The following is a 13,518-nucleotide window of genomic DNA, read 5'->3' on the forward strand; positions in this document are numbered from 1 at the left end:
CGGCCTGCCACCTGAGCAGGTGGATCGCATCTTCGCGCCACTGCGCCGACCCGTGCGCGCTGACAGCTCCCCACGCGATGACGATCGCATGGGGATGGGACTGTCCATTGCTCGCACCTTCGCCCGTGCGCAGGGCGGCGATGTGCTCTACCGGCCGCGCGAAGGCGGAGGTTCCGAATTCATCCTGCGACTGTCGCGCGCCGTCACGAATCCCCTGTGAATTCGATCGCGCGAATGGTGATCGAGCCACGCGACTGGGCATGCGGGCAACTGCGAGCCACCGCTTCGGCGTCAGCGTAGTCGCTGGCTTCGATCAGGAAATAACCAGAGACGATTTCACGCAGCTCGGCATACGGACCGTCCCGCACGACAACCGCATCACCTTCACGGCGCAGTACCCGCCCACCTTCGTCGGTCAGCTTGTGCCCCCCCTGCAACCGACCGCTTGCTGCCATCTGCTGTGACCACGCACTGTAGCGGGCAATGATCTCCTGCAGCTCGGCAGGAGACAGGTCGGTATATTCCGTGGGATCGTCGGCCAGCAGCAGCATGAACAGCGACATGGAGTTCTCCGCATGAAAAGGACCGACGGCACGCATGGGGCCGCGGGGTCGAATGCCCCGGCGGCTGTGCCGTCGCATGTCGAGGACGCAGGATCATCACCGGAATCGACATGGTCGCTGACCGGCGATGCGGAAACGCTACTGGCCGACCCACGCGGATTCCGTGAGGCGGCCGCTCAGGTGACCGCCATTCTGGTCCGACATCACGGTCCCCAGCAACTCGACCGCATTGAAGATGCGGTGCAGGATGCCTTCGCGGCGGCAGCCCGAAGCTGGCCGGTGGCTGGAGCGCCGCGTGACGCCATCGCCTGGCTGACACGGGTCGCGCACCGACGCTATCTCGACCAGGTCCGTGCGGAGCGACGGCTGGCGGACGATCCCGCCGCGCTGGACTCCGCCATAAGTGCGCCTGACACAGCGCAGTCAGCGCAGCTCGACCCTGCACCGCTGGCGGACGATCAGCTCCGGTTGCTCTTCCTGTGCTGCCATCCGGCTCTGAGCGCGGAATCGCGCGTGGCCCTCACGCTCAAGTGTGTCGCGCAATTCAGCGTGCCGGAGATCGCACGCCTGCTACGCGCCGAACCAACGGCTGTGGCCCAACGGCTCGTGCGCGCCAAACGTGCACTGCAGGAGACACGCGCGACCTTCGTGGTACCGGAGCCGTCAGCGCTCGCCGACCGCCTCAACGATGTGCATGCCGTGTGTTACGCGATCTTCGCCGAGGGACACCTGGCGACGGATGGTGAACTGCTGGTCCGTCCCGAACTTTGCGTCGAAGCCATGCATCTCGTGCAGCAGTTGCTGCAATGGCCAGTCACCGACACACCGGCCGGACGGGCGCTGCTCGCGTTGATGCTGCTCACAGCGGCTCGGTTGCCCGCACGCTACGCCGAAGGCGCGCCGGTGTCGCTCGCCGAGCAGGATCGCCGCCTCTGGAATCGGAAGTTGATCACGCGTGGCATGCGATACTTCGTGTCTTCGGCTGCCGGCACGGCGATGACTCGGTATCACCTGGAGGCCGAGATCGCGGCGGCGCATGCCAACGCGGTGACGTACCAGGAGACACCGTGGCCGTCGATCGTGAGCGCGTATGATCGACTCCTGCAGATTGCGTCGTCACCGATGGTACACCTGGCGCGGGCGATGGCGATCGCCGAGTCGGGCGACAGGACGGCAGCCCTGAACGCGGTGCAGCTACTGCCGACATCCGTGCAGCAATGGCCCGAGTGGCATGCGACGATGGCAACGCTGCTGCTACGCGAGGGGCACGCGGCACAAGCGGCAATGCATTGGGAGCAGGCCATTGAACGGACGGCATCGGTGGCCGTCCGGGAGTACTACGGAAAGCAGTTGCGGGTCGCGCGGGAGCGGGTTTCGGGGTGAGAAACCGGGTGGTGGGGAGCGAGACGCGGGTCTCGGGACTCACATCCCGAAACCCGGCAGTTCACCTCCAAACTCGTCCCCCCGAAACCCGAAACCGCCGTTCAGCGCCCGGCGTTCGCGCGTACGGCCAGCGCACCCAGTCGCTCACCCGCGGCGCGCAACGTTTCCTCGCGCTTGGCGAAGTGAAAGCGAATGAGATTCTTCACCGGCTCGCGGAAGAAGCTCGAACCCGGCACACCCGCCACGCCGATTTCCTTGATCAGCCATTCCGAGGCGGCGGTGTCGTCGGGGAAGCCCAGCTCGGTGATGTCCACCATCACGTAGTACGCGCCCTGCGGCTCGGTGAACGGCAGGCCGGTGCCGCGCAGGATGTCCAGGAAGATGTCGCGCTTCTTCGTGTAGATGGTGGTGAGCTCTTCGTAGTACGACATCGGCAGCTCGAGCGCGCCCACGGCCGCGTCCTGCAGCGGCGCCGCGGCACCCACCGTGAGGAAATCGTGCACCTTGCGCGCCTGCGCAATCACCGACGCTGGCGCGTGCACGTAGCCCAGGCGCCATCCGGTGATGGAGTACGTCTTGGACAGTGAGTTGCACGTTATCGTGCGCTCGAACGCGCCGGGCAGCGTGTTGAAGTACACATGCTCATGCGGCGCGTACACGATGTGCTCGTACGGCTCGTCGGTGATGACCCACGTGTCGTACTGTTCGGCGTACTTGAGGATCGTGAGCAATTCGTCGCGCGTGAACACCTTGCCACTCGGGTTCGACGGATTGCACACCACGATCGCCTTGGGCTTCTGCGCAAACGCCTTGGCGAGATCGTCCTCATCGAAACCGAAGCCAGGCGGATGCAGCGGCACGTAAATCGGCTCGGCGCCGGAGAGAATCGCGTCGGCGGCGTAGTTCTCGTAGAACGGCGAGAACACGATCACCTTGTCGCCGGGATTGCAGGCGGTCATCATCGCCACCATCATCGCTTCCGTGCTCCCGCACGTGACGACGAGATGCTGGTCGGCATCGACCTCGAGGCCGGTGAAGCGTGAGATCTTGCCAGCCAGCGCCTTGCGGAAGGCCGGCGCGCCCCAAGTCACGGCGTACTGGTGATTCGGGCCCCGCGCGGCGCGCTCGAGACCGGAGAGCAGCACTTCCGGCGGATCGAAGTCCGGGAATCCCTGCGAGAGATTGATGGCGCCGTGTTGATTGGCCAGGCGCGTGGTCCCACGGATGACGGATTCCGTGAAGACAGAAAGGCGGGCGGCTGTGGTAGGCATAGGCCGACATATACCGCCGGGTATTGGAGCACGCCACTCCTGCAGCAGCCTGCCGGCACGACCTCCGTCAGCCGATGATCGGGGACGGACTCACGACAGGCGCAGCCAGAGCAGGACAGACAGCGCCTCCCGCGTGGTGATCCGTGTCCATGCGGCCATCAACGCGCTGCCGCGCGAGCCACGACGCCGAAATCATGAGGGCGACGAATGTGACATCGAGCGCACCGAAGGCGATGGCGGCCGCAGCCGCCTTGCCATGCCCCTCGGCCATCAGCAGCCCACCGATCGTCGCGCCGGCGGTAGCGGCCAATGCCACCAGCACGAGCAGGCGATGCGCCACCCGCCGACACTGTCGCGGTGGCGAAACGACCGACGCCCCGCGCCAGGTCCACAACAAGCGCTTGCGTGCGATGTGCCGCCACCACCGCACCGAGAGCAAAGCAAACCCGATGGTGAGCCAGCACTGCAATGCATCGTGTAGTGGCACATCACCACCGAAATGCGGCACCGGCGTGCGCAGCACGGGCAGCCACGGCACCAGCCAACCGCTGTGATTGCCGTGCGTGATGCCATCGAGCACCACATGACTCACACCGCCGATCCAGGCCGAACACGCCACGGAGGCCCAGTCGCGCCAGGTGACAGGGGCCCGCAGCGCCAGCAGGTCGTGCAGGCGCCACTCGGGATGATCACGCAGGTAGGGCACCAGCACGGGAAGCAGGATCGTGGTGAGCACCCACACCAGTGCCATCGTCAACGGCACGGTGAACCACAGCTGCGCCGACAGCGTGTGACTGAAGAGCCAGTCGTGCGACATGCGCCCGATGAACTCGAGATCGGGCGCCATGCTGCCGATGCAGAGCGCCAGTCCGGAGAATCGATGCGGCCAGCGCATCTTGAGCGGCAACACGAGCGCCTGATGGGACAGGATGGTCGCGGGCATGGCTCGATGGCGTCGGGTGAAAGCGTTTCGACCGTGGACTCGACCGTGGACGCCCTCGAGTCTCTGCCCCTCGTGGCACGAAGCGTTCTCCGCCATGTCGCTGCCGTGGCTCGGTTCAGCAACGGATGCGTGTCCGCTCCGGCCGCACGCACGCTCAGCAATACGTGCCCGAACACCGGGCTCGCTCGTCCTTCACTCGGCCCGCCGTAGGGTGCCGGTTGCAAAACAGCCGTCCCATACGGACTTTCGGGAACTCTTGCCACCGGTGTGACAGCGTGCCTCAACTCGACCGTGTACTGACCCGCCTCGAAGCCGGCGCCGCCTCGGCGATCCTGCTCGAAGCCGATACGCCCATTCGCTGCGTGACCCCCAACGGGCCGCAGCCGGTCAGCACACAGGTGCTCACACGGGCCCAGGTGCTGGCGCTCGTCAGCGAAATGGCGGGGGCCGACGACAAACCGGCCGTTACCGCGGGCGCGGGCATTCGGTTCCTGTACGCCTGGAACGACAAGCAGTGGCTGGTGCAGCAGGAGAGCGACGCGCCGGTGCGCTTGCGTATCCGCCAGTGGGTGGACAAGCCAGGACCGTCCGATCCCAGTGTGCCCGAAGGCACGCGGCACCTGCGCCGTCGCGCGTCAGACAAGCCACTCGGCTCATTCGAGAGCGAAGCCGCTGCCCGCGAAGCCATCGATCGCCTGCTGCGCGAACAGGTCCGACGCGGCGCGGCCGATCTCCACCTGCGGGTGGGGGAGCCACCGATTCTGCGTATGGGCGGTGATCTGGTGCGCATCGAAGGCGAACCGGTGCTCGACGATCCTACTGTGTCGGGCATGCTGTGGTCCATCATGCCGGACAAGAACAAAGCCGAGTTCGACGGCAGCTGGGACACCGACTTCGCGCACGAAATTCAGGATGTCTCGCGCTTCCGTGTGAACGTGCTGCGTGACCGCAATGGCGTGGCGTCGGTGATCCGCACGATCGCCACCGGGACGGTGACGGTGGAGCAGATGGGCATCTCGCAGGAGGTGCAGCAGCTCTGTCATCTCACCAAGGGGCTGGTACTGGTGACCGGCCCGACCGGTTCCGGCAAGTCCACCACACTCTGCGCCCTGGTGGACCTGATCAACCGCACGCGCTCCGATCACATCATCACGATCGAAGATCCGATCGAGTTTGTGCACCAGAGCAAGAAGTGCCTGATCACTCAGCGCCAGGTGGGCGTGCACACGCAGTCGTTCAAGAGCGCCCTGCGTGCTGCGCTGCGCGAAGATCCCGACATCGTACTCGTGGGTGAGCTGCGCGACCTGGAAACGATTGCCATTGCCCTGGAGACTGCTGAAACGGGTCACCTGGTGTTCGGCACGTTGCACACCAGCACGGCCGCGTCGACGATCAATCGCATCGTGGACCAGTTCCCGGCCGATCGTCAGGACCAGATTCGCGTGATGCTCTCCGAATCGCTCAAGGGTGTGGTCTCGCAGACGCTCTGCCGCAAGATCGGCGGTGGCCGCGTGGCCGCACGCGAGATCCTGCTGGTGAACAAGGCCGTCAGCGCGCTCATTCGTGAAGGCAAGACGGTGCAGATCCCGAACATCATCCAGACCAATCGCCGCCTCGGCATGGAGACGCTGAACGACGCGCTTCTCGCCCTGGTCAAGAACAAGACCATCGAAGCCGAAGAGGCCTTCGTGAAGTCGGTGGAGAAGAAGGAGATGGCCGTGAAACTCAAAGCCCTGGGACACTCCCTCGAAGGACTGACCTCGGAAGAATGAGAGTTCAGATATCTGAGTTCTGAGATCTGACGGAGATAGATGGTGAGAAAACAGATATCCTAGATGTCAGAAGCCTGAGCACTGGCGCCAGCCGACTTTCGTGCGCCACCAACGGGCAGTTTGGGGTGCGTCAAGTCAGAAGGCAGCCTGACTCGTGCACTCAGGCCTCTGATCTCGTGGTGCGTCTGGTCTCTCACCATCTATCTCCGTCAGATCTCAGATATCCGAACTCTGACTTCTGATATCTGACCACCTTTAGGCGGCGACTTCTGGTCCCGCTTCCCGCGCTGCGCCTGTGAGTATCGCCGCCGTGTCCCGCGCGATCCGGTCACCGATCTGCTCCAGTGGCAGGTCGTTGCGGTCGGTGCCAAATGGCTCCTCGATTTCCGTCGCCAGCAACTCCAGTCCCATCGTCGCGAAGAACGTGAACATGCTCGCGATGATGGTGCCATAGCCGAACTCGCGCGCCAGTCCGAACGGCAGTACCAGTGCGTAGAGCAGCACGAACTGCTTCACATATGAACTGTACGAGAACGGAATGGGCGTATTGCGGATGCGTTCGCAGGCGCCGGTCACATCGTCGAACTGCAGCAGCAGTGGCGTGAGAGAGACGATCGCCTCGCGCGGAAGCTGGCCGCTGGCCACGTCGGCATGAAAGCGGTGCGACAGGCGCTGCACGAGCTCATTCGGCAGGTGAGGGCCCTGCGTCCCTCGTGGGAGGCGCAGGTGCGCGGCCAGCGTCACGGGGAATTGCTCGAGCAGCGACGCATAGTCGCTGCGCTGTGGCGCGTTCGCGGGCAGCAGGGCATCGAGCTGGTGTGCGAGACCACGCGAAATGTTCACCAACTGTCCCCACAGGCGTCGTCCTTCCCACCACCGGTCGTACGAGGTGTTGGTGCGGAAGACCAGCAACAGACCCAGAATGATACCGAGAATGGACAGCAGCGACGGACCGAGCGGTACGGCCACGCGGAAATAGTCCGTCTCCACCCACACCACGAGTGCCGCGTACAGCCCCGCGCCCACCACATCGAGCGCGAGGGTGCGGAAGACTGGACTGTGCGGGAAGTCCAGCAGAATGCGAAACCAGTTTTTCGGATCGTACGTGATCATGAACGCCGCCCGGAGCAGCGAGAACGGCTATTGATCAACGAGCCGCAGCCACGCATTCCATCTCCACACGTGCACCAAAGAGCAACGTCGCCTGCACTGCCGCACGCGCGGGATACTTGTTGTCCGTGAAGTACGACCGATACACCTCGTTCATCGCCGGCCACTCCGCGAGGTCGGCCATGTACACCGTGCACCGAGCGATACGATCCATCCCCGAGCCCGATGCGGCAAGCGTCGCCTTGATGTTCTCCAGCAGCTGCTTCGTTTCGGCCTGAATGCCACCCGGAGCCAGCTTGCCATCCGGCAGCGTACCCAGTGTGCCCGACACGAACACCAGATTGCCCACACGCACCGCGGGTGAGAACGGGTTCGCCGGCGGTCCATCGGGCTGGATGAACTCGGGGTTCGGGTTGGCCACTGCGGGACCGGCTGAGGCGGCTGCCCCGGCCGAGGTCTCCGCATCCTTGGGCGACGTGCAGGACACCAGCAACACGGCGCTGGCCAGCACCGCCGCGCAGGCGGTGGATGTGACGCGTAACCGAAGTCGGCTCGAAGCAGGGAGAGTTTCCATATCCCGAAGCTGAGCAGGAATCCGGCCGCGTCAAGCGCGTGCGCACGGCGGGATCCGGGCGCATACTACGACATGAGCGCGGCCCGCTCCTTCCCGGGTCGCCGCATGCACCGAGCGAACAGCAGGCGATGTTCGCGCCGAGGAGACTTCATGCAGACAGCGCAGACGACCGAGTTCGACGCGATCGTCGTCGGCTCCGGGATCTCGGGTGGTTGGGCCGCCAAGGAGCTGACGGAGAAGGGGCTCAAGGTCCTCATGCTCGAGCGGGGACGCAACATCGAGCACGTCAAGGACTACCCGAACGCCACCAAGGGACCGTGGGAGTACCCACACCGAGGTGGACGCACGCAGCAGATGATCGAGGACTATCCCGTCCTCAAGCGTGACTATCCGCTCAACGAGAAGAATCTCGACTTCTGGGTGAACGAGAAGGAGTCACCGTACACCGAAGCCAGGCGATTCGACTGGTATCGTGGCTATCACGTGGGTGGACGCTCGCTGATGTGGGGGCGCCAGTCGTATCGCTGGAGCGACTTCGATTTCGAGGCCAATGCGCGCGAAGGCATCGCGGTGGACTGGCCCATTCGGTACAAGGACATCGAGTCATGGTACTCGTATGTCGAGAAACACGCCGGCATCCAGGGCACCCGGGAGGGACTGCCGCATCTGCCCGACAGCGAGTTTCTCCCGGGCTTTCCGCTCAACTGTGGCGAAGAGCACGTCGCCGCGCAGATCAAGAAGAATTACGGCGGCAAGCGACACCTGATCATCGGACGCAGCGCCAATCTCACGCAGCCGCTGCCTGGCCGCGGGCAGTGCCAGACGCGCAACGCCTGCTGGCTGGGCTGCATCTTCGGCGCCTACTTCAGCACGCAGTCGTCCACGCTGCCGGCCGCGGTGAAGACCGGCAACCTGACGCTCAAGACACACGCCATCGTGCACGAACTCGTGTACGACAAGGATCGCAAGCGCGTGTCCGGTGTGCGCGTGGTGGATGCCATCACCAATGAGGCCACCGAGTATCGCGCCAAGATCTTCTTCGTGTGCGCGTCCACGCTCAACAGTACGTGGCTGCTCATGCGTTCGGCGCGTGACATCTGGCCTGGTGGACTCGGCAGCTCGAGCGGCGCGTTGGGCCACAACTTGATGGACCACCATTTCCGGCTCGGCGCCAGCGGCACGCTCGAAGGCTTCGACGACAAGTACTACTACGGCCGACGTCCCACCGGCTTCTACATCCCGCGCTTCCAGAATCTCTTCGGCGACAAGCGGCCGTACCTGCGTGGCTTCGGCTATCAGGGCAGTGCCAGCCGACAGGGTTGGGAACGCGCGGTCGCGGAGCTGGGCATCGGCGGTGCCTTCAAGGATGCCATGGCGCAGCCCGGTGGATGGACCATTGGGGCAACGGCCTTTGGCGAGATGCTGCCCGATCACCGCAACATGATCAGCATCGACGAGAGCAAGAAGGACAAGTGGGGCTTGCCGGTGCTCAAGATCGACTGTGCGATCGGCGAAAACGAACAGCTCATGCGCAAGGACATGACGACCGAGCTGGCCGAGATGTTCGAGAGCAGTGGCGCGAAGAACGTGCGCATGTTCGACAACGGCTACTTCCCGGGCCAGGGCATCCACGAGATGGGCACGGCGCGCATGGGCCGCGATCCAAAGACGTCGGTGCTGAATGCGAACAATCAGGTGTGGGACGCGCTGAACGTGTTCGTCACCGATGGTTCGTCCATGACGTCGGCAGCGGCCGTGAACCCCTCGCTCACCTACATGGCCCTGACAGCGCGCGCCGCCGACTTCGCGGTGAATGAACTCAACCGCCGCAACCTGTAGGAGGCGCTCATGACCAACGAACCGGAAGTGATCATCACGCCGCTGGGCATGCATCGCCGCGAGGCCATCCGGCGTGTGAGCCTGCTGCTGGGTGGAGTGGCATTTGTGGGTGGCACGTCGTTGCTCGAAGCCTGTGCCGGTGACGCGCCAGCCGGCGGCCGGAGTACTGGTGGTGGCAAGGCCATCGGCACCTTCAGCGTGCAGGACCAGGCATTTCTCGACGAGATCGCGGACACGATTCTGCCCACGACAGACAAGTCACCGGGCGCCAAGGCTGCTGCGACCGGGGCCTTCATGGCGTTGATGGTGACGGACACTTATACGCCGGAAGATCAGGCCATTTTCCGGTCTGGCATGTCGTCGGTGGATCATGCCTGCCGCACAGCACATCGCACGTCGTTCATGGATGCCACATCCGAGCAGCGCACGGCGGTGCTCGCACAGCTCGATCAGGAACAACACGGTTACATGCGCGACCGAAAATCCGGTGAACCCACGCACTACTTTCGTATGATGAAGGAGCTCAGCCTGCTGGGTTTCTTCACGTCGGAGATCGGCTACAACCAGGCGATGCGCTACAAGGAAACGCCCGGCGCCTTCGAGCCATGCACCCCCTACACACCCGGTGAAACGATCTGGGCATCACACGCCTGATCATTCGCCAACAGACACCATCCCGCCAACCACCTCCATGTTTCACACGATCGACGAATTCCGCACCCAGTGGGCCTGGGAATCCGAGCAGACGCAGATTGTGCTCGACAGGCTCACCGATGCCTCGCTCGCGCAGGCGATCGACGACGAGAGCCGCACGCTGGGCCGTATCGCCTGGCACATCACGCAGACGGTTCCGGAGATGATGAACCGGACGGGACTCGCCGTCGGTGGAGTGAGCGAGCATGACCCGGTGCCAGCCACGGCCGCCGAGATCAGCGCGGCGTATCGCGCAGCCTGTGCATCGCTGCTGGATGAGTTGGCAGCCAAGTGGACCGATGACGTGCTGACCACTGAAGACGACATGTACGACATGCGCTGGTCCAAGGCCCAGACACTCGGCGTGCTCATCATCCATCAGGCGCATCATCGTGGCCAGATGACGGTGCTCATGCGCCAGGCGGGGCTGCGTGTGCCGGGCATCTATGGTCCAGCGCGGGAAGACTGGGCAGCATGGGGAGCACCGGCCCCGGCCGTCTGACTACCCGGGATTCAGATGTCTGATATCAGAGGTCTTCTGATATCAGACGGAGATAGATGGCGAGAGAACAGACACACGACGAGATCAGAGGTCCGAGTGCACGGGGCGGGCTGCCTGCTGTCGTGACGCGCAGAGGTCAGCGCACCCGTTCCCGCGGATGCCGGTCGGGAGTGCACGACAGGCAGACCACGTCAGTGCTCAGGTTTCTGACCTCGTGGTGTGTCTGTTCTCTCACCATCTATATCCGTCAGATCTCTGAATTCAGAACTCTCCTCTCTGCCCTCTGAACTCACCGTCTGAGTGACGCTTGTTCGTTGGCCGTTGTTCGTATGGGAGCATCCCGCCTCGAGGTTCGTATGAAGCTCCGCATTCTTCCATTGTTCTTGCTTCTGGCGTGCCGCGGTGATGTCACCGGGCCCGAATCGGCGATTCAGTTGACACTGGTATCGCCGCCTGTCGAGGCGATGGTGGGGGACTCCCGCCAGGTCGATGTCGTAGTGACGAACACGGGTACCACCCCGATGACATTGGAAATGGGCTGCAACTCGCTGCTCATGGAGACGCAGCAGGGCAAACATTTCGCGACCGGTAGTTACCGGATCTGTGTCGCGTCGCTGCGGGTTGTCGAACTGGCCGGCGGCGTATCGATAGCGCTCAAGGCCGGATGGAACGTTGGCCTGCTCGACACGCCATCCAGAGACCACACGCAGTTGCCCGCTGGTCGCTATACCGTGCGCGGCCGGCTACTGATCGGGAAGGTGGCGGTCTATTCCGACACCACCAGCGTGAACATCCGGGCCAAACCCGAGTAACGACGAATTCAGATTACTGAAGTCAGAGATCCGAGATCTGACGGAGATAGATGGTGAGAGGTCAGACCATCCTGGATGTCAGAAGCCTGAGCACTGACGCCGTCGACCTATCGTGCGCTCTCGACGGGCATCGGACAGACCGGGCCGCCATGCATCACACGCCCCGTCTGGCGTCTGCCTGTCACGACGGAAGACAGCCCGCCCCGTGCACTCAGATCTCTGATCTCGTGGTGCATCTGTTCTCTCACCATCTATCTCCGTCAGATGTCTGACGACCTCTGAACTCTGGCATCAGACATCTGACAAAAAGAAAGGGCCCTTTCGGGGCCCAATCCTTACTTCCGCACCACCGGTTCCAGTCGCACGATCGGTGTCGGCTTCCCGGCCTGATCATCGATGGCCAGATAGATCAGCCCATCCGGTCCTTGCCGCACATCGCGGATGCGCCCCTGACCCTTCACGAGATTGTCGGCCACTTCAGCCTTCTGGCCGTCGAGTGTCACACGCACCAGGCGCATGCCAGCGAGACCACCCACGAACAGGCTGTTGCGCCATTCGGGGAAGCGTGTGCCCGTGTACAGCAGCAGGCCCGACACCGCGATGGACGGCACCCACACATTCTTCGCGTTCTCCATGCCCGGTGCCATCGTGCCGGAGTGAATCGCCTTGCCCGGGCCGTAGTTCACACCGAACCCCACCACCGGCCAGCCATAGTTCTTGCCGGCCTGCGAGAGATTGAGTTCGTCGCCGCCCTGCGGGCCGTGCTCCGTCTCCCACACATCGCCCGTGGTCGGGTGCACGATGAGGCCCTGCATGTTGCGATGACCGTAGCTCCAGATCTCCGGCTTCGCACCCGCCTGCTTCGCGAACGGATTGTCCGCCGGCACGGTGCCATCATCGTTGAGGCGCAACACCTTGCCGTGATGATTGCTGAGATCCTGTGCCGGATGCTTGGCCAAGTCGCCTTCAGGCGGGATCTGGCGATCACCAACCGTCATGAACAAGTGACCACTCTTGTCAAAGGCCACGCGTGAACCAAAGTGCCCCGGACGGCCGCGCGTTTCAGCGATGAAAATGTCCTTGCCGTCTACCAGCGCGTCATTCACGAAGCGCGCGCGATAGAGCGCCGTCGTGGAGCCGCCCGTCACCTGCTTGCTGTAGGTGAGATAGACGAACTGGTTCTGCGCGAAGTTGGGGTGCACCACCACATCGAGCAGACCGCCCTGTCCGGAAGCCACCACGGCCGGCACACCCGCGACCGGTGCAGCGACCAGCGCACCGCGGCGCACGATACGCAGTCGGCCCGGGCGCTCCGTCACCAGCATGTCGCCAGACGGCAGGAACGCGATCGCCCACGGATTCACGAAGCCGTCTGCCACCTTCACGACGCGATAGTCGTGCAGCGATGACTTCTGTACACCCGTCAGGATCACGGGCGACGGGGCTGCTGCCGCCTGCGCGTAAGCAGACTGCGGCACGGCGGACAACGACAGCGACGCAGCGACAGCCGCAGCGACACGTCGCGAAGTGGGGCGGTTCATGCAATGCTCCGGTAAGCGGGGAAGTCGGTCCCCGGAAAGGTACGCGCCGAACAGGGCGATTTCACGTCGACAACGACCCCTATCGGGCCGACAGCTCGTCGGCATAGGCGGACAGCACGCGGACCGTGTTGACATGCACCGCCACCGTGTCCTCGATGTTCCGGCCGTAGCCACCCGACATCGTCACGCACACCGGCAGCCCCACCTCGCGACAGCTGGCGATCACATACCGATCGCGCGCCTTGAGCCCTTCGAAGGTCAGCGACAGGCGCCCCAAACGGTCTCCCTCGTGCGGGTCGGCGCCCGACAGGTACACCACCAGATCGGGACGCGCACGTCGCAACACGTCGGGCAGGTGCTCCTGCAGCAGTGCCAGATACGTCTCGTCTCCCGTACCATCCTCGAGCTCCACGTCCAGCGTGCCGGGCACCTTGTGAAACGGGAAGTTCTTGGCGCCGTGCATGCTGAAGCAGAACACCCGCTCATCGCCCGCAAAGCAGCCGTGCGTGCCATTC

The 13,518-nt window shown here is 63.9% G+C and carries 13 protein-coding genes and 1 pseudogene; 7 read left to right on the forward strand and 7 right to left on the reverse strand.

Annotated elements, in window-relative coordinates:
* Window positions 1–220, forward strand: a 220-nt coding sequence (locus tag VGE27_RS11090) for an ATP-binding protein (protein ID WP_331049718.1), incomplete at its 5' end; no start/stop codon positions are given.
* Here the strand turns inward: VGE27_RS11090 and VGE27_RS11095 are convergent.
* On the reverse strand, window positions 204–563 hold the full coding sequence (locus tag VGE27_RS11095) for a YciI family protein (RefSeq protein WP_331049719.1): 360 nt from the start codon (window positions 561–563) through the stop codon (window positions 204–206). The genes VGE27_RS11090 and VGE27_RS11095 overlap by 17 nt on opposite strands.
* A 12-nt stretch (window positions 564–575) precedes the next feature.
* Between VGE27_RS11095 and VGE27_RS11100 the strand changes: the two genes are divergently transcribed.
* On the forward strand, window positions 576–1,946 hold the full coding sequence (locus tag VGE27_RS11100) for an RNA polymerase sigma factor (protein ID WP_331049720.1): 1,371 nt from the start codon (window positions 576–578) through the stop codon (window positions 1,944–1,946).
* 101 nt (window positions 1,947–2,047) lie between these two features.
* On the opposite strand, the gene VGE27_RS11105 is transcribed toward VGE27_RS11100, so the two are convergent.
* Together VGE27_RS11105 and VGE27_RS11110 are read right to left on the reverse strand one after the other, a co-directional pair.
* A complete protein-coding gene (locus VGE27_RS11105; protein WP_331049721.1) occupies window positions 2,048–3,217 on the reverse strand; it encodes a pyridoxal phosphate-dependent aminotransferase in 1,170 nt (389 codons plus the stop codon).
* Between the two features lie 67 nt (window positions 3,218–3,284).
* On the reverse strand, window positions 3,285–4,160 hold the full coding sequence (locus VGE27_RS11110; RefSeq protein ID WP_331049722.1) for a DUF4184 family protein: 876 nt from the start codon (window positions 4,158–4,160) through the stop codon (window positions 3,285–3,287).
* A gap of 275 nt (window positions 4,161–4,435) precedes the next feature.
* Between VGE27_RS11110 and VGE27_RS11115 the strand changes: the two genes are divergently transcribed.
* Window positions 4,436–5,932: a type IV pilus twitching motility protein PilT gene (locus tag VGE27_RS11115; RefSeq protein WP_331049723.1), complete on the forward strand. Its 1,497-nt coding sequence runs from the start codon at window positions 4,436–4,438 to the stop codon at window positions 5,930–5,932.
* A 255-nt stretch (window positions 5,933–6,187) separates the two neighbouring features.
* Here the strand turns inward: VGE27_RS11115 and VGE27_RS11120 are convergent, their stop codons facing one another.
* A complete protein-coding gene (locus VGE27_RS11120; RefSeq protein WP_331049724.1) occupies window positions 6,188–7,045 on the reverse strand; it encodes a bestrophin family protein in 858 nt (285 codons plus the stop codon).
* A 34-nt stretch (window positions 7,046–7,079) separates the two neighbouring features.
* Window positions 7,080–7,616, reverse strand: coding sequence for a RidA family protein (locus tag VGE27_RS11125; protein WP_331049725.1), 537 nt, complete (start codon window positions 7,614–7,616; stop codon window positions 7,080–7,082).
* A 150-nt stretch (window positions 7,617–7,766) separates the two neighbouring features.
* On the opposite strand from VGE27_RS11125, the gene VGE27_RS11130 reads away from it, so the two are divergent.
* From VGE27_RS11130 to VGE27_RS11145, 4 genes are all read left to right on the forward strand, one after another.
* Window positions 7,767–9,455 carry a GMC family oxidoreductase gene (locus VGE27_RS11130; RefSeq protein ID WP_331049726.1) on the forward strand — a complete coding sequence of 563 codons (1,689 nt, stop codon included), beginning with the start codon at window positions 7,767–7,769 and terminating at the stop codon, window positions 9,453–9,455.
* A 9-nt stretch (window positions 9,456–9,464) separates the two neighbouring features.
* Window positions 9,465–10,109: a gluconate 2-dehydrogenase subunit 3 family protein gene (locus tag VGE27_RS11135; protein ID WP_331049727.1), complete on the forward strand. Its 645-nt coding sequence runs from the start codon at window positions 9,465–9,467 to the stop codon at window positions 10,107–10,109.
* Between the two features lie 37 nt (window positions 10,110–10,146).
* Window positions 10,147–10,650: a DinB family protein gene (locus tag VGE27_RS11140; RefSeq protein ID WP_331049728.1), complete on the forward strand. Its 504-nt coding sequence runs from the start codon at window positions 10,147–10,149 to the stop codon at window positions 10,648–10,650.
* A gap of 356 nt (window positions 10,651–11,006) precedes the next feature.
* Window positions 11,007–11,462 (forward strand): hypothetical protein, encoded by a 456-nt coding sequence (locus VGE27_RS11145; protein ID WP_331049729.1) that lies wholly within the window; start codon window positions 11,007–11,009, stop codon window positions 11,460–11,462.
* A 335-nt stretch (window positions 11,463–11,797) separates the two neighbouring features.
* Here VGE27_RS11145 and VGE27_RS11150 read toward each other — a convergent pair whose 3' ends face one another.
* Both VGE27_RS11150 and VGE27_RS11155 read right to left on the reverse strand, forming a co-directional pair.
* Window positions 11,798–13,003: a PQQ-dependent sugar dehydrogenase gene (locus VGE27_RS11150; protein WP_331049730.1), complete on the reverse strand. Its 1,206-nt coding sequence runs from the start codon at window positions 13,001–13,003 to the stop codon at window positions 11,798–11,800.
* 79 nt (window positions 13,004–13,082) lie between these two features.
* Window positions 13,083–13,518 (reverse strand): annotated as a pseudogene (locus VGE27_RS11155) (histone deacetylase); the annotation flags it as partial.

Origin of the sequence: Gemmatimonas sp., from assembly GCF_036405635.1 — a bacterium.
Lineage (GTDB): Bacteria > Gemmatimonadota > Gemmatimonadetes > Gemmatimonadales > Gemmatimonadaceae > Gemmatimonas.

Coding starts and splice junctions, on each gene's coding strand:
- VGE27_RS11095 (WP_331049719.1), bottom strand. CDS start 563: ATGTCGCTGTTCATGCTGCTGCTGGCCGACGATCCCACGGAATATACC.
- VGE27_RS11100 (WP_331049720.1), top strand. CDS start 576: ATGAAAAGGACCGACGGCACGCATGGGGCCGCGGGGTCGAATGCCCCG.
- VGE27_RS11105 (WP_331049721.1), bottom strand. CDS start 3,217: ATGCCTACCACAGCCGCCCGCCTTTCTGTCTTCACGGAATCCGTCATC.
- VGE27_RS11110 (WP_331049722.1), bottom strand. CDS start 4,160: ATGCCCGCGACCATCCTGTCCCATCAGGCGCTCGTGTTGCCGCTCAAG.
- VGE27_RS11120 (WP_331049724.1), bottom strand. CDS start 7,045: ATGATCACGTACGATCCGAAAAACTGGTTTCGCATTCTGCTGGACTTC.
- VGE27_RS11125 (WP_331049725.1), bottom strand. CDS start 7,616: ATGGAAACTCTCCCTGCTTCGAGCCGACTTCGGTTACGCGTCACATCC.
- VGE27_RS11130 (WP_331049726.1), top strand. CDS start 7,767: ATGCAGACAGCGCAGACGACCGAGTTCGACGCGATCGTCGTCGGCTCC.
- VGE27_RS11135 (WP_331049727.1), top strand. CDS start 9,465: ATGACCAACGAACCGGAAGTGATCATCACGCCGCTGGGCATGCATCGC.
- VGE27_RS11140 (WP_331049728.1), top strand. CDS start 10,147: ATGTTTCACACGATCGACGAATTCCGCACCCAGTGGGCCTGGGAATCC.
- VGE27_RS11145 (WP_331049729.1), top strand. CDS start 11,007: ATGAAGCTCCGCATTCTTCCATTGTTCTTGCTTCTGGCGTGCCGCGGT.
- VGE27_RS11150 (WP_331049730.1), bottom strand. CDS start 13,003: ATGAACCGCCCCACTTCGCGACGTGTCGCTGCGGCTGTCGCTGCGTCG.